The organism is Brevinematia bacterium, assembly GCA_039630355.1.
Classification (GTDB): Bacteria; Spirochaetota; Brevinematia; order DTOW01; family DTOW01; genus SKYB106.
In genome coordinates, this window is sequence record JBCNVF010000008.1 from 1 (window position 1) to 19,645 (window position 19,645).

Consider the following 19,645-nt stretch of genomic DNA (forward strand, 5'->3'; position numbering starts at 1 on the left):
TTATGGAATTAGACACCTCATAAACCCCTTCCATTAACCATAGATAGTTGACATTCGTTGAATCCACCGCAACCATATTGATGGTATAAGTGAAGTTAGTAATACCAACCTTAACATATAACTTATTATTCTTCAAGTCTAATGCCCAGACGGTAGCTACAATGTTGGTCATACCTGAAGTTATGTAGTGTATTTCCCCTTGGTAGTTTGAAAGGCTATTCGTAAAATATAGAAATTCGTCTTTGAACAAATAAATTGAAGTATTGTCTGGCGGAAGATACACTCCGGAGTTTGAGTATTCTACTCTCTCGTGTAACCATCTACCAAAAATATGTCCAACATCCTCCATAAGTTCTACTCTACCCCCACATCCAAATACTAGTAAAAAAGGAAAGAGAATAAACAATACACTTACTCTTACTCTCATATAAATATTATGAAGGTTTTTACAATCAAATCGTGAACTACTATAGTCTTCCAACAATAAATTCCAATCCCTACGGTCATTTCACATTGAGTTTCCAGACTCCATTGAGAGAACAATTTCACTCAATCCCGATAGTGACTACGAGAGAAATAAAAACCATACCCATTGGAATTTATCAGTCTTCAAAAATCAAACCCTATTTCCAACACATCTTACCTCAAGTGTACAACAAGATGATCTCTACCTGATGTAAAGGTTATTGGAATACCCTTTTCAGAGATAAGTCTACCTTGGTGAACTTTTAGATTTAACCTTTTTGCAATAGACATCAGACTTTCATTCCTTCCCAGCTCTCTAGATATCCACCATTCAACTAATGCTGATAGCGATTCAAATGTAGTAATATCTCCAGTGCTTATCAAAGTATCCATTAACTTTTTGTTTGGAACTATTATATATCCCCTTTCAGAAACTAACTCGGAGATACTTGTACTTCTAAATAGGTAATAGAAGTATACCGAGAAACTCTCAGAACCATAAAGCCTTTTGGATATCTTTGAAAAATTGTCAATATTTGGTACATATTGAATCTTTATCAATGATGGAATAGCATCTAATGGTTTCGTTTCCCTAATCACTATTTTTTCAACAGGTTTACCTTCTGACAGTTTTCTTATCATCTCCTCAAGTTGTTCCACTTTTTTCTTAAGCTCCTCATTTTCTTTTTTCAATCTTTCTATTTCTTGACCAATACCTACTTTCGGTGTCACTGTATCCACTGCTTTCACCATCTCTACAATCTCTGGAACATACTCAACTACCACTGACTTGCTAATAACCTGTCCATTTTCCATAAAGCCCTCTACTCTGAAAATATTTTTTCCATGATGTAAGGAAATATTTGTAGATACTACACCAGAAGGGTTTACAATAGAACTTATAGGTATTCCCTGAAGATATAAAACTGCTCTTTTGAAGGAGCCCCTAAATTCAAAGCTTACCTGAATATTGGATAGCTTAGTAGTCTGCGGTAAACTTGGCATCACTATATCTCCACTAAGTCCCACAAAAACCACCTCAAACTCTCTCGTGCTAGAATTACCGGCTTTATCATACGCTACAATTTTAATTTTCTTCACACTCTTATCAGCAATGGAAAAAGAATACTCCCTTCCATCCTTAGTCACTAAATCTCTAAGATCCAAAACTTTTTCCGAAAACTCCAACCTCTCAATATAAGGATCTATAACCTTAAGCAAGAATTTACCTTCCCTCTCAACTATTCTACCACCATCAGGTGAAACTATCTCAGGTGGTGTTGTATCAACAATTACTGTAAATACATTAGTTCCGAAGTTATTGAAACTATTCCCGTAGACAAACACAATACTATTAGTACCTTCAAGTAAAGTCAGAGAGCTTACAATCCTATTTCCAGTTTTGTCAAAAAACACATCAACTCTTCTTGTATTCAAAGTAACTTCCACACTCTCCAAATCTGAAGACACTAACCTACCAACTATCTCCATCTTTCTCTGATTGTAGAAAATCGGAATTGGTGAAAACAGAATTGTTGGAGCCTTTGTGTTAACAACCAAAAGATCCTTTATGGTTTCCTTAGTGTTTCTGTAAAAATAGTCAACATTACACACATATATATCATCCACTAAGTTTGTTACGCTAAAACTCAGTTCTATACCACTTTTAGAAGCTTTCATCTCCAATTTAGGGTAAAACATCCTTCCTAGGTTAAGTGAAAGTAGCGAAATGTCAATTCTACTTATCAAGTCAAACTTACTTCCAGAAAGTAGCATACTAACTTTGTCTTTTGAAGGATAGCCAATTTTCTGTATTTTGAGGTAAGGAAGACGATACTCAAACAAAGCGAAAGTACCCTTTTTGTTATCAAATCCAATGAAAATTTTATCTTTAGATATAGACACAGTGCTTGCAACAGGTTCCCTAAGAAGAGGATTATCTGGAGTAGTATATTTTCTACTCTCAAGATCAAAAAACACTACCCCATCATAAGTTGCCAAAACCAGTGTCTTTCCAATAAAATCTGCAGAGAAAACCGCAGAATTAAATCCTAACCTCCGCAATTGCTCACCTACCCTGTCAAATAAAAACAGTCCCAAAGAAGTTCCTAATATTATGTTATCACCAAACGGAATAATACATCCTATCGTTCCAGAAAGAACTGGATACTCCTGAGAAGAACGCCCAAGATACAGGTAGGATAGATAATCAAACTCCGAAAAACCATCGTAAGAAGCAATAACCTTGTCAAAGGAAAGAAACTTGAGATCTCTTATGAAGTTATCAACTATTCCGTTGACCACAGTCACAGGTGTTGTATAAAGCACTTTTTTTATGTGGTCAAAAGTGTATACTCCTTTAAATCTAGTTCCTATATACAGAAACTTATCGTCGGCATATAGAGAGGTAATATTCAGATCGGCAAGACCTGATTTGTCGTTTATCTCGTAGACAACAGAAAAACTTTCGTTTAGCACAAAAACTCCCTTGCTTGTTCCTACAAAAATGCTACCAGAAATGGAAGCTAGAGAAGTAATTAAGCCAGCACCTAACTTGTTCTCAATACTCTTTATCTCTACCAGCTTTTTGCTTTCACTGTCAATGTAATACAGTTTTTTAGGAGTTGAAAACACAAACCCCTTAAGGAAAGGAGTAGAAGACTTCACAAAATCACCTACACCTGAGATAAAATACTCATCAATTTGACAGAAAAGTTTGAAAGTAAAAGAAAGAAGCAAGAGACTCACAAAAGATAGTCTTATCAACCACATATACTAAATATAATAATCGGGGCTTGGAGAAGTCCAAATTGAAGGTTACCAACATCTATCTATGTTTTATTACCATCACAGAGGAAATGTTTTTTATATCTATCGCAGGCTTGACTATCAACTCCTGAAACTTACTTCTCTCCCGCTTTTTGGAAAGGACTACTGTTCCTACCAATAACCCAGGCGGGAAATTTAGACTTCTTGAAAACGTATAAACCTTCTCTGTTCCTACCTTTACATCAACAGTTTCTGATATATATTTCACTGTAGCGGTATTATTAAATTTACCATTACCACACAAAATTCCAGTCTCCTGAGAAGACTCTAGCATCACTCCCACATTTAAGTTTGGTGAAACAACAGTCTCAACTATGCTCGTTGTCAAATAAGCTTCCCTAACGACTCCTATCAGAGCTATATTTCCCATAAAGTATGCTATAACTGGCATATTTTTAGTTATACCGTGGGCTGTGCCTTTATCAATTATTACCGTTTCCTCTGCTGAATCAAAACCAGCGGATATAATATTAGCCACTTCAACCTTGTAAGAGATAGATTGAACTACATTAAGCAGTATCTGTAGTCTTTTATTTTCGGTTTCGTAATACTCAATCAGAGCTACCTTCTCTCTAAGACTTTCATTTTCCTCCTCTAAAGCTTTTATTTTATCCATACCTTTTGTCAGATTTTCCCAACTTGAGGAGATAGAACCAAATAACTCTGTGGAAACTTTTGAGACCAGCGTCATAGGATAGAGCAGTAGATTTCCTATGAACTTTACTGAAAGATTTATATAGTAGTTTATAGCGCTAAACACGAGCATAACTACACATATTGCTATAACTACAGCATATACCAAAAACGGAGATACTTGCTTAGTTTTTACATCCATATTATAGCTTATACAATTTGTCCTATTTTATGCTGTCTTAAGAAATCCAAATATTTACCCGTGCCTATAGCAACGCAAGCCATTGGGTTAGCAGCAACTATAACTGGTATTTTCATATGGTGCTGAAAGAATTTATCCATTCCCTTTAGCAAAGCTCCTCCGCCGGTAAGCACAATTCCTCTATCAACTAAATCTGCAGATAACGCTGCAGGAGTTTCATCCAGAACCTGCTTTACTGCATCTAGTATCTCCTGCAGTGGTGCTTGAAGAGCCTCTCTTATCTCAGTGCTATCAATTTTTAAAGTTTTCGGCAAACCAGTTATCGTATCTCTACCCTTAACCTCCATTGTTAGCACTTCTTGTAGCGGAGATGCACTTCCTATGGTTTTCTTTATCTCTTCTGCTGTTGTTTCACCTATGAGCAGGTTATGATTTCTCTTTAGGTATTGGACTATGGCTTCATCAAATTTATCTCCACCAACCTTTATTGACTTTGATACAACTATCCCTCCCAATGAGATCACGGCTATCTCTGTAGTTCCCCCACCGATATCTATGATCATATGACCACAAGGTTCACTTATAGGTAACTCTGCTCCTATTGCTGCAACAAGTGATTGCTCTACTAGATATATCTTTGCTGCACCAGCTAACTCTGCTGCCTCCCTAACCGCTCTTCTCTCAACTTCAGTAACACCCGAAGGAACTCCTATCACTACTGTAGGTTTTATAACCTTTCTATCCTGCGCCTTAAGTAAAAAGTATTTCAACATCTTGCCAACAGCTTCAAAATCAGCAATCACACCATCCTTCATAGGCCTTATAGCCATTATATCCCCAGGAGTTCTCTCCAGCATTTTCTTTGCTTCATGCCCAACTGCTATCACTTTACCAGTCCTAGTCTCTATTGAGACTACCGACGGCTCAAAAACAACTATACCTCTACCCTTTACATATATCAGAGTATTTGCAGTGCCAAGATCTATCCCCACCTCGTTCGTAAAAGCGTCAATAATACCACTGAAAAACCCCATACAACTTATCTCCTCTATATTCTCAGCAGGAAACATTATAAAGCTAACCACTCCACTCTTACAAATCTCACTCCTCTTCCCACATAATCTATAAACCCTTCCAGCAGTTTCTTGAACATTCTCAAGTAATTATCTAAAATCTTGTCAGGATCTGGTTTAGAAACAAAATTCTAGAATCCTTTCCCTACGGAGAATAACTAATCATAGCAAAGGAATGGGCATAAAATATCAAGAGATTTTCTAGAAACCTTCAACGCAACACAAAACCCTCAGACGTATCCTCATAGTTTTCAGTAAACATCCGATAAATGAAAAGAGTTAATTAGCTCTTTTATCATTCTGTTAGGCTGAAGCTATGGATAAAAAACGCAGACTTGAAATAATAGTTAGAGAAAAACTACTTTTCATAATAAGAACTGAGAGTATAGATTCTGCCCTGAAATGTTTTGATATCCTTGCTGATAGCGGAGCTAGAGTTATAGAGTTTACTTCTACTATTCCTGATTACCAACTAGCCATAAAAAAAGCGAAACGAATGACTGAAGGCTCAGAGATACTTGTTGGCGCTGGCACTGTGCTTGATAAGGAACTAGCTTTAAAAGCAATAGAAGGACTACCTGATTTCGTGGTAAACCCCACTCAAAACTTTGAAATACTTGAAGTTATCCCTAAAGACATAGTTGTATTTATGGGGGGTTTCACACCCACGGAGATAATACAAAACCATAGAAAAGGCGTAGATTTCGTAAAAATTTTCCCAGCATCTGTGCTTGGTCCGAGGTTTATCCAATCGCTTAAAAAAGGACCTCTACCATTTGTAAAAGTGCTCGCAAGCGGTGGAATGGATGCAGACTCAATAGGAGAATACCTCCTAGCAGGAGCTGATGTAATAGGCGTCGGAAGCGAGGTTGTAAGGAAAGAATTCGTAAAAAATGGAGAATTTCATAAGATCCAACAACTAGCTAAAATCTACTTTGAAAAACTCCAGTTGGCTACAAACGGAAAATAATAAAAATAAAAATTCATGAAGTGCCTGATAATAGTTGCAGAAAAAAACATCAAAAAAACCGATAAAGAGTACCTAAACGACAAAATTCAAGAGATTAAAAGCTTAGTTACAACCCTAGGATGGAAAATATTAGACACTTTAATCGTGAACTTAAGAAGTATTGATCCGGGGTTTTACTTAACAGAAGGCAAAGTAAGAGAAATCAAACTACTTCCCCAAACATGTGATGCCGAATGCCTGGTCTTTTACAACAACCTCTCACCTATACACATAAGGAACCTGGAAAGAGAATTTGGGAAAAAGATTCTTACAAGAGTAGATATCATCCTTATGATATTCAAAGAGCACGCAGTTAGCATGGAAGCTAAACTTCAAGTTGAACTTGCTACACTACAAATACAACTTCCCCGAATCTATGGAATAGGAAAAGAAATGGAACAAATAAGAGGAGGAATAGGACTAAGAGGACCCGGAGAGAGAAAAACTGAGACTATGAAAAGGCACATAAAAGAAAAAATAAGAACCCTTAAAAGCAAAATAGAAGAGATAAAGAAAAACAGGCTCACTCAATTTAAAGGCAGGGAGAAAGTCTTCAATGTCTCAATAGTGGGTTACACCAACAGTGGTAAATCAACACTTATGAATGTCCTTACAAAAGCCAACGTTCCCGAAGAAGATAAACTTTTCTCAACACTTGATACGAAAACCAAGAAAATGTTTATAGAAGGCATTACTATGACTCTAACAGACACTGTAGGATTCATAGAGGATCTACCACATCAACTCATAGAATCGTTTTACTCAACCTTGGAGGTTGTAAAAAGATCATCACTTCTTCTACACGTTGTAGACATTTCATCAAAATTTGCAGACGAAAAGATAAGGGTGGTCAACGAAGTCATAAGAGAAATTTTTGCTCAAGATAGTCTTAAGTTACCAGAAATGGTGTATGTTTTCAACAAAGTTGACCTGGTCAGTGATATCAGAGTAATTGAGAAGTTTTCTAACGCTTACCCGAATTCAGTAATTATCTCAGCTAAAGAAAGAATAAACATTGAGGAACTAAAATCAAAGTTAAAACACCTCGCAGAGGAGTTCTATAGGAATCTATAAACTTCTTGAAAAATACTTTTCTCACTTTATAATATTACCATAGGAGGAAGAATATGAAATACCCTACATTTATTGTAATTGCATTTACAGTGCTACTGGTGGCTTCATGTGGTATAAACCTCTTTTCACCATTTTCCGCTAAAGACTACCCCGAAGCTAACCAGTACCAGTCGGGGAACCTAATAGACCAAGGAAGATACGCTGAAGTTCTAAGTAATGCTGAGAAATATCCCCCTCAAGACCATGTCGTTGCAGCACTTGGAATAATGGGTTTTGACTTAAAACTGATTACCAACATTCTTAGCCAAACAAACGTATCTCCTGAGTCTCTGCTGATTTCGTGGTTGGACAAAAAAGACAAAGATTACCTAATTGACCTATCCTGGGGATTAGGAAGATTGAAAAGAGAAGACTATAGTCAAAGTCCATCAAAAACCTTCACTTTACTGGTTGGTGGAAGTGCACAGTGCATGCTAGGGCTTCTACTTTTGGCCGATATTGCAAACACTAATGCCATAAATACCGAAGATGGAATTAACGATCAAGAATTTGAAGCCTTAGGAGACTGGCTGATAAATCCACCAAGTAATATCACAAACCTATTCAGAGTTGTTGGTAGTGACAAAGAAGGAAACAGCTACACTATCGGAGGAGTAATAGCAGGAGGAGCTACAAGTGCCTTGATAGGAATTCTATACTTCTCAATGCAAGTTGGAAACACCAACATCAACCTCTCCGAAATATCAAACATAATATCTTCCCTAGATGGTGACGGAAACAACATAGTTGATAACAACGAAGTTTCTAACTTCATACTAAGTCTCATAAGCAATATTGCAACAAATATCTAGAGGTAGTATATGGTGAAAAAAATCTTCTTGTGCGTCATAGCAATCATAGCACTAAATGTTATCGCATTTCCCCTAAACAACTACGAGCATTTCTACTCATTCCAAAGTCCGTATTCAATTGGCATTGGTAAAGCTACAACCGCTATTGAAATTTTAGGAACAGAATCCTTTATGGCTAACCCCGCTTCCTTTTCCCAAAAATTCTCCTTTGAACTACTACTTGCTTCAGTAAGCTTAAACCACATCACTCTAGGAATCATCAATGATCTACCTTCACTACTCTCAGGAGACCAGAACTTAATTATCAGTTACGCAGTTGACCTTGTAGGAAAACCTATTAACTTTGGAATAGGACTAGGGTTACTCTCATTCAATATACCAATTGGTGGAGACCTAATTCTTAGGCTAGGAATCAACTCATTAGTAAACTTTTTCTTTGAAATTCACAATCCTCTCTCCTCCGCTGGCTTCATTGACCTATTAGGAAACATAACTGGTGGAGGATACATAGGTGCAAGCTATTCCTTCAAAAACATTTCCACAGGTGATACAGAAGTTGATAAACACCTCAGGCTACTCAGCATAGGAATCAATCTCAAGATGGCTATAGGCAGTGGAATAGTTGAAAACACTACCCTTGACGAAATAGTACTCAGACAAGTGAATGTTTCTGGAAAAGACATTTTGTCCAACTTACAAACCACAAAGTTTATTCCAGATATTGGAATTCTCTATAAACTTCCTCTTGACAATAAAGAAGGTAATAAGCAAAGAATCAACATTGCTCTCTCAGTCAAAGATATAGGTGGATTCAAAATTACGGTTGGAGGAAACGAATTTACCCTGATTCCAACCACATTTAACCTAGGAGTAGCTTACTTCATTGATCTGTATGACTACATAGGCTCAGAAATAACTTTTAGACAAAACTACATATCTCTAGACTTTCACGACCTCTTCTTCCAAAGAAGAGACAAGGATTTCTTCAAAAGAATACACATAGGTCTCTCAAGTGAAGTATTAAACTTTATTGATCTATTCTCACTCAACTTAGGAGTAGGACTAAATGGAGGATATCCTACATTAGGAGTAGCCTTAAAATTCCTAGGAATAATAAAACTTTCAGGTAGTGTTTACACTGAAGAACTAGGAGTGTATGCAGGACAAGATCCTGATGTAAGATACTTGATTTCTGCCTCAATAGGATGGTAATAATATTATTGGGATGATAAAAGCAACAACGTCCTCTAGCAAATATTCTCCAAGGTGGGTGGTGTTTCTATTTGCTTCCACAGTACTCCACCTTGTTATAACATTACTACTTTTCATAAGCCTCTCTAAGTCCGAGCTAGAGATAAAAGTAAGAGAGGTTAAAATCAATCTCGTAACTCGCAGTAAGGAAGACACAACCTTAGCACAGCAAGTAACACCACCTACCACTACCAAACTACCGAGAAAACAACTCACAAGAGAAGAAGTAGAAAACATTGTATTTGAGATAGTAGCACCGAAAATACAACAACCTTCCAAATTAGAAACATCTGAAGAACCCCTACCAGCTTCACCAACAAAAGAACTTATCCCTTCTGAAAGGAAACTAGAACCAGAGGTAGGAACATCCAAGAAAAGTGAACCTATTGGAATAAAAAGCTCTAAAGCTGAAACTGAAGGTCCATCAGATGCTGTTAAAGATACATTCAATATTCCTTCAACCCATACATCACCCTCAAGAAAAGATATTACGGATGAAAACATAAGTGGTAGCATAAAATGGATAAAGGGGGGACCTAGAAAAGTAATAGAATGGCATTCCCCAGAAATACCACCAAATATCCTTAAAAAAGAAACTGAAATTATCCTAACTTTCTACATAGAACCATCAGGATTCGTCTCAAGAGTAGAGATTACAAAAACCTCCGGAGAACCGCTTATAGATGAAATAATTCAAAAAACGATGAGAAGAATAAGATTCAACACTACAACTTACAGCACAGTAGCCAGTGTATCACTTACACTCATACCAAAGTAGAGTCTATATCCTCTCTAATTTCCCCCAAAGTCAGTCTAACACTACCAAGACGCTTAAGCATAAGTTCAGTAGCATTGGTTATTGAACCAACCGCACTAACAAGATCAACTATCTGCACACCAACACTACCAAGTACGTCCAGAACCTTATCAAGAGATGAGAAATATCCCAAAAAGTCACCCTTTACCGATTCTGCTTTACTAAATACTTCTGACATTCTAGCCTTACTCTCACTTAACCCAAGAACCTTATCCTCTAAAGATAAGCTAACTTTAGTTTTCTCAAGCTCCATTAAAATATTCATAGAAATATTAACAATACTATCAGACAACGACAGAAAGCTGTACAATTCCTTTTCCAATCCCGAAAGCTTATCAAGAATAGAAATATTTTTGAATACAGTTTCACTAATGCTACTCCTAACCTTATTAATTTCCTCTATCTCCCTTGAGGATCTTCCCTTAATTGCCCTAAAAGCTCCTGAAAGTGAAGTAAGATTATAACCTCTGGAAGATATCTCACCTTCAACACCAAGCTGTTCAATAAGAGCAATACCTCCTCTTACCAGAAGTAAATCGTCAGAAAAACCCCCTAAAAGTGCAATAACTTTCTGGAAATTTTGTTTCACCTCCTTTAAACTTGTTAAAGACACTCCCACTTTTTCCGAAAACGACCTAAAAAGTTCTATTCTTTCTCTAATTTTAAGCAATGCACGACCTAAAGTTTCATCAAAACTACTCAATATCACCTTACTCTCCACAACTCTACCAATGAGCAAGTCCAATTTCTTCACTAAAGTGGATAAATCTTGAATATACCTCTCAAACTCAAACCTTACTTCACTCAGCCTATTTTGCAAACTAGAAATGATATTTCCGACATACCTAAAGTAGTTGTAAACCTTTCTAACATCACCATCTAGGGAAAGGACAAGATCTCTGTGAGAACTCTCATACAGCTCTACTTTATTTAACAACAAAGAAACACTTCTCAGAATAGAACTTATCTGTGAAAGTTTGTCCTGAACCTCTTCTTTAGAGTAAACCAACAATAGATAAGTGCGTCTGAAATTCAGAAACACCATTACCAAAACATAAGTAGATAATAACAATATTTCAATAAGCACCAAAATCTTGCCACTATACCCAAAAATATAAGCTCCTAATATTACAGCACTTGCTAAAAAAGATAAAATGTTGACCACAGACTCTAGAGTCACTCTCACCATAATGCTCGTAAGTATGATGTAAAGCAGAAAAGCACTTAATGCCAACCCCAAAGCCAACAAAAGTAAATAATCTTTCCAAAATAGAGTAACAGAGAACAAAGCTAGCGATACAACAGCTAAAAGTCTATTCGTAGAACTCACTAAACTATTATTAGAAACTTCATATAGAGTCACTCCAGCAAGACAAAATGCCAAAAAAAACTCCACTGGGTAAACCCCTAAAAAATTTAGGTTAAAAAGATCTAAGAAGGTCAACCCAGAAAAAAGAAATAACACTACATTCATCAATAACAATACAACTAATCCATACCTAAGGTGTATAAACCTGAAAAGCTTGGTCACAAGAAGAACCAAAAACACAAGGACAACCAAAGATAGGGAAATACACACGAAAACTAAACTTACTTCCAAAGTATGCTCAAGAAAAAAAGAAACAAAGCTCATACAGTCTAAGAATGAATAAACAAATTATTACTTTTCAATATTCTTCAATATTATCTCTCTAAGCTCCGCGCAGGCTTTTTCAAGATCATCGTTTACGATGATATAATCATACAAATCTCTAAATGACATTTCATAAGTTGCTTTTTCAAACCTTTTTTTTAACTCTTCATCAAATGTATCCTTTCCTTCTCTCTTCAACAGCCTATTTTTCAATTCTTCAACTGACGGAGGAATGATAAATATTGAGATGGAGTCCGGATATCTCTTCTTAATTTTCATAAAACCTTTAACATCAACATCAACTACTACATTTTTACCTGAATTTACCTTCCCCTCCACCTCCCACACAGGAGTTCCGTAAAAATTACCGTGAACCAAAGCCCACTCAAGAAATTCCTTGTTCTTAAACATCTGCAGAACTTCCTCTACTGAGACAAAATAGTAATCCACTCCATTCACTTCACCTTCTCTAGGCCTTCTGGTAGTAACAGAAACCGAGAAATACAGGTTTGGGATCTCAGCTATCACTTTTCTAAGGATAGTAGTCTTACCAGTTCCAGACGGAGCTGAGACTATAAATATTTTACCCTTCTTCTGCACTTCACTCATAAATTACTCTATATTCTGTGCATGTTCCCTTATCTTCTCCAAAGCGGACTTTATTTCAACAACGGATGAAGATATCTCGTAATCAAATGACTTTGAGGCAATAGTATTTATCTCTCTGTTCAACTCTTGCACTAGAAACTCTATCTTCTTCCCTATTTCACTATCACTGCTCACCAATTTCTCCAAATCCTCCAAATGCCTAGAAAATCTGAATATCTCCTCATTTATGTCCACCTTAAGTAGAAATGCCACAACCGCCACATCCAACTCATTCCTATCCCTGTAATCCTTAAAAAACCTTTCAACTCTTTCCCTTACTTTCTCCTCAATTGACAAATTAACAGCACCCCACCTAGCACGAATAGCATCAAGACTTTTTCTAATCTTGAAAAGTATTTCAACAATATTCTCACGAGTTTCATTCCCTTCCTCAATTCTTTGGCTTAACACCTCATCAATAGCTTTTTTGACAATCCTACGAACTTGACTGAAAAAAGACGATGGTAACTCCAACTTAACTAGGTTAACAACATTAGGCATCTTAGCTATGTCAACTATCTCTATATCTGGAAGTAGTCCCAGATAGTTGCTCAGCTTTTTAAGAGATAAAAAGTAACCTTTCGCAAGCTCTTCATCAACCTCCACCTTAAACTCAGTGCCTTTCGGAAAAAAGTCAATAAATAATTCCACCTTTCCTCTCTTAAAACTATCCTTCAGCATCTTCCTTATAGAAAGCTCAAGCTCCTGAAGAAAAGGATGAATAACCAGCTTAATCTCAAGAAACCGTGAGTTTAACGTTTTTAGAGAAACATTCACCTTACCATACTTAGTAACCTTATGTATGTAAGAGAACCCCGTCATTCCTTTCATGCTATATAGTATCGGAGCATAAAAGATTATAGTAATCCTACACACTAACTTTCTACTACTAGCCATAAGCCTCAATAGAGGCTAAAATTTACAGCTGGGTGTTGTCTTTTCTCTTGCAGTTATCAATAATTTACAACCGACGAATATTACCTAGAATATAGGAACAAACAGTGGAAAGCCAGAATATACTATCCGTATAGAAATTCCAAATCATTGTGTAACTTTACATCTCTTGACATCTTACCAAAATGTAAGTAACTTTATGTAATATACTCAGGAGGGTATGTATGGAGCATTTTGGTGAAAAAAGGTCTATACCGCTTTTAGGAGAAGATTTCCCCGAGATCAAGGTAACAACAACTCAGGGTGAGATAGTATTACCTAAAGCTTACGAAGGGAAGTGGTTTGTATTGTTTAGTCATCCAGCAGACTTCACTCCTGTCTGCACAACTGAGTTTTTTGCCTTTCAAAAGAGGTATAATCAGTTTAGAGAGCTTAACTGCGAACTTATTGGGCTAAGTGTTGATCAAGTATTCTCCCACATCAAGTGGGAAGAATGGATCAAAGAGAAACTTGGCATTGAAATTGAGTTTCCTATAATTGCTGATACTGGAACAGTTGCTGAAAAGCTAGGACTTATACACCCAGGAAAAGGGACCAATACCGTAAGGGCAGTATTTGTTGTGGACCCTAAGGGTAAGGTTAGACTAATACTCTACTATCCTCAAGAGATAGGTAGAAACATTGACGAGATAATAAGAGCTATAAAAGCTTTACAGACATCCGATAAGAACGGAATCGCTACTCCCGCTAACTGGCCAAACAATGAGTTGATAGGTGACAAGGTCATCATTCCTCCCGCAAGAGACAAGAAAACCGCTAAGGAAAGAATAGAGAAAGCCAAAAAGGGAGAACTTGAAGCTTACGATTGGTGGTTCTGCTATAGAAAACTCTAGTAGAACTTGAAATACGAAAATACTTTTTTCTTCAAACTACCTTATTTACTACGAACACATGCACTCTAGTCATAAACCATTTTTCATATTCATACAGTAAAGTCCAAAATTCAATGGTTAGACATAGTGTTCTTTATCTCTCTCGCAGTCCCTGACGGGACTGTAAATATTTTTTCAAATGGAAGCTGAGACTTCTTGCAAAGGAAGTAAGTAACAAAAAAGTTTGTAACTTTGTCTACTTGCTTAACAGGAATTGAAGTTTAATGAACTACTTTAAGATAAATTGAAAAACACTTTTAGTATTCAATAATATTCTTCCAACTTTTGAGAACTTGGAGGTCTTGTATGATAAGCGATAGGGTAAAAAGAGGTATTCTAAGAGCTCCCAACAGGAGTCTTATTAAAGCCTGTGGCTACACAGATGAAGAGATAAAAAAGCCCTTTATAGGAATAGTTAACTCGTTTACTGAAATAGTTCCCGGACATATTCATATGAGGAATCTTGCTGAGGCTGTAAAAAAAGGAGTATACGCTGGTGGTGGCACTGCATTTGAATTCAATGTAATAGCAATTGATGATGGCATAGCAATGGGGCATGAAGGAATGAAATATTCACTACCTTCAAGAGAACTTATAGCGGACTGTGTAGAATCTATGGCTAAAGCACATGCTTTTGACGGACTTGTTTTAATAACAGCTTGTGACAAAATTGTTCCTGGAATGTTGATGGGTGCAGTGAGACTGAATATACCATTTATTGTATTAACAGGTGGGCCGATGCTACCAGGAGAAATTGAAGGAAATAGATATGATCTAATAGATGTATTTGAAGCAGTTGGAAAGTATGAAGTTGGTAAGATAAGTGAAGAGGAGGTTTATAAGCTTGAAAACTACGCTTGCCCTGGAGCAGGAAGCTGTGCAGGGATGTTTACTGCAAACAGTATGGCTTGCATAACCGAAGCTTTAGGACTTACATTACCTTATGGTGCTACCATCCCAGCAGTTGACGCAGAGAGAGTTAGATTGGCCAAAATGATTGGTGAAAAGATAGTAGAACTCGTGAATAAAGACATAAAGCCTAAGGATATCTTAACAAAAGAATCGTTTGAAAATGCAATAATAATTGACTTAGCCCTAGGGGGCTCAACAAATACAGTACTCCATCTTCTAGCTATCGCTCATGAGGTAGAACCTGATTTCATTACCCTAGACGACTTTGACAGATTAAGCGAAGAAATCCCCCACATCGCTTCTCTTAGACCTGGTGGAAAGCATTACATGTACGACCTACATAAAGCCGGAGGAATACCAGCAGTTATGAAAGTTCTTGAAAGCAAGATAAGAAAGAACGCAAAAACCGTGAGTGGGAAAACTATAGGTGAAATAACATCCTCTGTTAAGTACATAAACCACGAAGTTATAAGACCCATTGATAATCCAGTGCACAAGGAAGCAGGACTTAGGATACTCAGGGGTACACTGGCTCCTAACGGAGCTGTTGTAAAGATAGGAGCAGTCTCACCTAAGATGTACAAGCATGAAGGACCAGCTAGAGTTTTTGACTCCGAAGAAGATGCAATAAAGGCAATTCTCTCCAAAAGCATAAACCCTGGAGATGTAGTTGTGATACGATACGAAGGGCCTTCCGGAGGACCTGGCATGAGAGAAATGCTCTCACCTACATCAGCTATAATGGGGATGGGTCTTGGAGACAGTGTAGCACTCATAACTGATGGCAGGTTCAGTGGAGGCACAAGAGGCCCTTGTATAGGACATGTCTCCCCCGAAGCAATGGCAGGAGGACCAATCGCACTAGTAAAAGAAGGTGATATCATAAGCATTGATATGCTAGCAAAAAGACTGGATCTCAAAGTCTCTGAGGACGAACTTGAAAAAAGAAGAAAAGAATGGAAAAAACCTGAACCAAAAGTTAAAAGTGGCTACCTAGCAAGATACTCAAAACTAGTGTCATCAGCCGACAAAGGTGCCGTTGTAAACTACTAAAGTTGCAAAAAAGCAACTTAGAGATCTAAAAAGATGGACAGAAGACCTATAGGAATATTTGACTCAGGAGTTGGCGGACTTACAGTTTTAAAACAGATAAAGAACTTACTTCCTGACGAATCAATAATATACCTTGGAGACACAAAACATCTTCCGTATGGTGATAAATCAAAAGAAGCAATAATAAGGTTTTCCATAGAGAACTCAAAATTTCTAGTCAGATATGGAGTTAAAGCAATAGTCATAGCCTGTAACTCCGCTTCCTCCGTTGCAGTTGAGACCCTTAAGGAAATGTTCAAAATCCCAATAATTGATGTAATTGAACCTACAGTTGAGTGTATATCCAAAAACCCTCCTTCCAGCATCCTCATAATAGGAACTGTTAGAACCATAGCCTCTGGTGTTTTTGCCAAGAAAGTCTCAGCTATAGATACTAATATAAAAGTTTTCGGAAAGGCGTGCCCTCTTTTCGTCCCACTTGTTGAAGAAGGAGCCTTTGCAAACAAAAACACATATCTTTACAAGTCACTACGAAATGCCATAGTCCACTACCTTGAAGAGTTTAGAGGAAAAGTTAACAGTGTAGTATTAGGATGCACTCATTACCCTCTCATAAAAGACGAAATAAAAGAGTTTATGGGAAATGTGAAGTTAATAGACCCTGGGGAATGTGCAGGAATTAAGCTTAAGAAAGTTCTAGAAGAGAAAAACATGCTGTCTGATGGAAACGAAAGAACTGAAAAATTCTTTGTTACCGATCTCTCTGAGAGAGTAAGACAGGTAGCTCAAGTAATTTTAAACGATAATATAGACATTGAAGAGGTGTATATTTCAGACTTTTAGCAAAAACCCAAGAAAAACACAATGACCTTCCTTCCATAACCTAGAAAAGCAATATAAACTTCACTACGCAGACGTTTTGAAGAATATAAACCTTGATATCTTCTGTACAGCATCAACATTGAGTTCGGTAAATATTACAACTCCTACCCTCCTTTCGTTGTCTTTCGCTTTAACTCTTCCCCTAAGAGAAGTCTCATCACTTCTAAGTATAAGTTTCAAATAATGTATCTCTTCCCCTTCCTCAAAAGCATTAGCATACTTTGGAGCAAAAGAAAAAGCCAAACCTCCAACACTTAAATCAATTATATTTCCAATAACCCTAATTCCCGATTTGGAAGTAAATTCAACAATTCCTTCCCCCTCTTCAAGTTGCACCCTCACCACTTTTCTCTCAGGAGGAGCACCCTTGAAATTCTCGTAAGCCCTGGTAATAACTGGAAAGATATTTTTCGGATTCAAAGGCTTTTGTAAAAAACCACCAACCCCCAATTTTAAGTAATCGTACAGCTCCTCATGGGAATGAATTTCAGTGTAAAGAACAATTATTGGTCTTACCTCAAGTCCTCCGAACATTGAGAGAAAATTGATAGTATCATATTTACTCACACTCTCCAAAACCATTACATCAAATGTAGTCTTTTTCTCTCTCATCTCGGAAAGAGCGTCAGAAACATTTTCACACCAAGACAAAACAATTCCTCTCGGAATAAGTTCTGATATGAAGCAGTCCCTAACTATTCTAGAAGGTGAAACTAAAAGTACTCTCATCAATCACTTCTCCAAGTTCTCAAAAATATCTAAAAGCAACCTAACTCCAAACCCTGTTCCACCCTTGGAGATATAATACTTCTCTTTATCCGAGAAAGCAGTTCCAGCTATATCCAAGTGTGCCCACTTGTAGTCAACGAACTTTTTAAGAAACATTGCTGCAGTTATAGCACCCCCATACCTATTCCCTACATTTTTAACATCCGCAAAGTTACTCTTTATATACTCTTCATACTCATCCCAAAGTGGTAACTCCCAAACTCTTTCGAAAGTTCTCTCAGAGGAGCTTTTTATAATTCTCTTCAATTGATCATCGTTCCCCATAAGTCCTGCAGCCTCATACCCTAGAGCAACCATACACGCTCCAGTAAGTGTAGCAACATCAATTACAAACTCCGGCTTATACCTTTTCACATACTCTAGTGCATCCGCCAGTATAAGCCTACCCTCAGCATCAGTGTTGACTATCTCAACATATATTCCCCCCATGCCCCTAACAATATCTCCCGGCTTCGTAGCTCTGCCACCAGGCATATTCTCAGTAAGAGGAGTAATGCCAACAACATTCACCTTCAGTTTAAGTTTTGCAATAGCAATAATTGTCGCAATAATACAAGCAGCACCGCTCATATCAAACTTCATCTCCTCCATCTTCTCAGAAGGCTTTAAAGATATTCCCCCCGTATCAAATGTTATACCCTTCCCCAGAATCCCATACCACTTATCACCACCACCTTCATACTCCATAACAACAAACTTCGGTTCCTCCTCACTCCCTCTGGCAACCGCAAGAAATAGATTCATTCCCATACTCTCAGCTTCATCCCTACCTATCACTTTCACTCTTACACCTACCTTCTCACACTCCTCCTTTGCAATATTTGCAATATAAGACGGAGTAGCAACATTTGACGGAAGGTTCTGAAGATCCCTCGCTAGAAAAACACTCTCAGCTACTACTTTTACTTTATCTACAACTTCTTCAAACCCTACACTACCACCTCGCCTAAGAATTACAGCTTCTCTAAGTTCAACTTTCTTACCATCCTCCTCCTTTTTGGACATAAACCTGTCAAATTTGTACGTTCCTAAAATCAATCCCTCAACTAAGGCCCTAAAAGCCAGAGAATAATCCAGCTTTTTCAAAGCCCATCCATCAGTAACCACTACCGAAGAATAATTATACTTCTCAGCATTCTTTGATATTACACTTCCCAACTTCCTCAAAGCCTCAGAATCAAACTTTTCCTCTTTACCAGCTCCCAAGATAACAATCTTGTTAAACCTAAGGCTTCTGGGCAGTTTATACTTATAAACCACCAAAAGCTCACCAAATTTTGAGGAAAACTTCTCCCTCTCCACAATCTCACTTACAATCTTAGTCAGAGAATTATCAAAAACCCTCCTAACCTTCTTACCTTCAAAAGAGAAGACAACCACAGCATCAAAAAACTCTCCCCTAACCTCAGAAACTTGCTTAACCGAAATTTTCATTTTATACTTACCTCCTCAATCTTATGCCTAAGTTTTAACAAAAGCTGTTACCATTTCCTTCAATAAATCTTCAGTTAACGCACAAAAAATTAAGCAACTCTAACTCAGTCACTTTGGAACTAGGCTACCATCTATAGTGTGCGAAGGCCTTATTAGCCTCAGCCATCTTGTGCATCTCCAACTTCTTCTTTATCGCATTCCCCGTCTCATTATACGCATTCACTATCTCATCCGCTAACTTCTGAAACATCGGCCTTCCCTGCT

General features: G+C 37.4%; 18 protein-coding genes. 8 read left to right on the forward strand and 10 right to left on the reverse strand.

Translation table 11 applies throughout. The annotated features are described in order from the left end of the window. The 4 genes from ABDH28_00320 to ABDH28_00335 all read right to left on the reverse strand — a co-directional run. Positions 1 to 427, reverse strand: a 427-nt coding sequence (locus ABDH28_00320; protein ID MEN2997474.1) for a hypothetical protein, incomplete at its 3' end; no start/stop codon positions are given. A 212-nt stretch (positions 428 to 639) separates the two neighbouring features. Beyond that, positions 640 to 3,237 carry a hypothetical protein gene (locus ABDH28_00325; protein ID MEN2997475.1) on the reverse strand — a complete coding sequence of 866 codons (2,598 nt, stop codon included), beginning with the start codon at positions 3,235 to 3,237 and terminating at the stop codon, positions 640 to 642. 55 nt (positions 3,238 to 3,292) lie between these two features. Continuing rightward, the gene (gene mreC, locus ABDH28_00330; GenBank protein MEN2997476.1) at positions 3,293 to 4,129 is read right to left on the reverse strand and encodes a rod shape-determining protein MreC; all 837 of its coding nucleotides are present in this window, start codon (positions 4,127 to 4,129) and stop codon (positions 3,293 to 3,295) included. A gap of 8 nt (positions 4,130 to 4,137) precedes the next feature. Then, on the reverse strand, positions 4,138 to 5,163 hold the full coding sequence (locus tag ABDH28_00335) for a rod shape-determining protein (protein MEN2997477.1): 1,026 nt from the start codon (positions 5,161 to 5,163) through the stop codon (positions 4,138 to 4,140). A gap of 355 nt (positions 5,164 to 5,518) precedes the next feature. On the opposite strand from ABDH28_00335, the gene ABDH28_00340 reads away from it, so the two are divergent. Genes ABDH28_00340 through ABDH28_00360 form a run of 5 tightly spaced genes read left to right on the forward strand, consistent with a single transcriptional unit; the run spans position 5,519 to position 10,165 of the window. Continuing rightward, on the forward strand, positions 5,519 to 6,172 hold the full coding sequence (locus ABDH28_00340; protein ID MEN2997478.1) for a hypothetical protein: 654 nt from the start codon (positions 5,519 to 5,521) through the stop codon (positions 6,170 to 6,172). A gap of 15 nt (positions 6,173 to 6,187) precedes the next feature. Then, positions 6,188 to 7,285 carry a GTPase HflX gene (hflX, locus tag ABDH28_00345; protein MEN2997479.1) on the forward strand — a complete coding sequence of 366 codons (1,098 nt, stop codon included), beginning with the start codon at positions 6,188 to 6,190 and terminating at the stop codon, positions 7,283 to 7,285. A 53-nt stretch (positions 7,286 to 7,338) separates the two neighbouring features. Continuing rightward, positions 7,339 to 8,136 carry a hypothetical protein gene (locus ABDH28_00350; GenBank protein MEN2997480.1) on the forward strand — a complete coding sequence of 266 codons (798 nt, stop codon included), beginning with the start codon at positions 7,339 to 7,341 and terminating at the stop codon, positions 8,134 to 8,136. A 9-nt stretch (positions 8,137 to 8,145) separates the two neighbouring features. Beyond that, the gene (locus ABDH28_00355) at positions 8,146 to 9,348 is read left to right on the forward strand and encodes a hypothetical protein (protein ID MEN2997481.1); all 1,203 of its coding nucleotides are present in this window, start codon (positions 8,146 to 8,148) and stop codon (positions 9,346 to 9,348) included. Positions 9,349 to 9,361: 13 nt separating this feature from the next. Continuing rightward, positions 9,362 to 10,165 carry a hypothetical protein gene (locus ABDH28_00360; protein MEN2997482.1) on the forward strand — a complete coding sequence of 268 codons (804 nt, stop codon included), beginning with the start codon at positions 9,362 to 9,364 and terminating at the stop codon, positions 10,163 to 10,165. Here ABDH28_00360 and ABDH28_00365 read toward each other — a convergent pair. From ABDH28_00365 to ABDH28_00375, 3 genes are all read right to left on the reverse strand, one after another. After that, positions 10,152 to 11,588 (reverse strand): hypothetical protein, encoded by a 1,437-nt coding sequence (locus ABDH28_00365; GenBank protein MEN2997483.1) that lies wholly within the window; start codon positions 11,586 to 11,588, stop codon positions 10,152 to 10,154. The genes ABDH28_00360 and ABDH28_00365 overlap by 14 nt on opposite strands. Positions 11,589 to 11,864: 276 nt before the next feature. Then, entirely contained in the window at positions 11,865 to 12,446 is a 582-nt protein-coding gene (gene gmk, locus ABDH28_00370; GenBank protein ID MEN2997484.1) for a guanylate kinase, read from the reverse strand. Between the two features lie 3 nt (positions 12,447 to 12,449). Then, on the reverse strand, positions 12,450 to 13,382 hold the full coding sequence (locus tag ABDH28_00375) for a YicC/YloC family endoribonuclease (GenBank protein ID MEN2997485.1): 933 nt from the start codon (positions 13,380 to 13,382) through the stop codon (positions 12,450 to 12,452). Between the two features lie 221 nt (positions 13,383 to 13,603). Between ABDH28_00375 and ABDH28_00380 the strand changes: the two genes are divergently transcribed. The 3 genes from ABDH28_00380 (at position 13,604) to murI (ending at position 17,119) form a co-directional block, all read left to right on the forward strand. Then, a complete protein-coding gene (locus ABDH28_00380) occupies positions 13,604 to 14,272 on the forward strand; it encodes a peroxiredoxin (GenBank protein ID MEN2997486.1) in 669 nt (222 codons plus the stop codon). A gap of 345 nt (positions 14,273 to 14,617) precedes the next feature. Continuing rightward, a complete protein-coding gene (gene ilvD / locus ABDH28_00385; protein MEN2997487.1) occupies positions 14,618 to 16,276 on the forward strand; it encodes a dihydroxy-acid dehydratase in 1,659 nt (552 codons plus the stop codon). Between the two features lie 33 nt (positions 16,277 to 16,309). Continuing rightward, positions 16,310 to 17,119, forward strand: coding sequence for a glutamate racemase (murI, locus tag ABDH28_00390; protein ID MEN2997488.1), 810 nt, complete (start codon positions 16,310 to 16,312; stop codon positions 17,117 to 17,119). A gap of 63 nt (positions 17,120 to 17,182) precedes the next feature. On the opposite strand, the gene ABDH28_00395 is transcribed toward murI, so the two are convergent. The 3 genes from ABDH28_00395 to ABDH28_00405 form a co-directional block, all read right to left on the reverse strand. Continuing rightward, positions 17,183 to 17,887, reverse strand: coding sequence for a PilZ domain-containing protein (locus ABDH28_00395; GenBank protein MEN2997489.1), 705 nt, complete (start codon positions 17,885 to 17,887; stop codon positions 17,183 to 17,185). Between the two features lie 3 nt (positions 17,888 to 17,890). Continuing rightward, a complete protein-coding gene (locus ABDH28_00400) occupies positions 17,891 to 19,381 on the reverse strand; it encodes a leucyl aminopeptidase (protein MEN2997490.1) in 1,491 nt (496 codons plus the stop codon). Positions 19,382 to 19,505: 124 nt separating this feature from the next. After that, on the reverse strand, positions 19,506 to 19,645 hold a 140-nt coding region (locus ABDH28_00405; GenBank protein MEN2997491.1), incomplete at its 5' end, for a 30S ribosomal protein S7.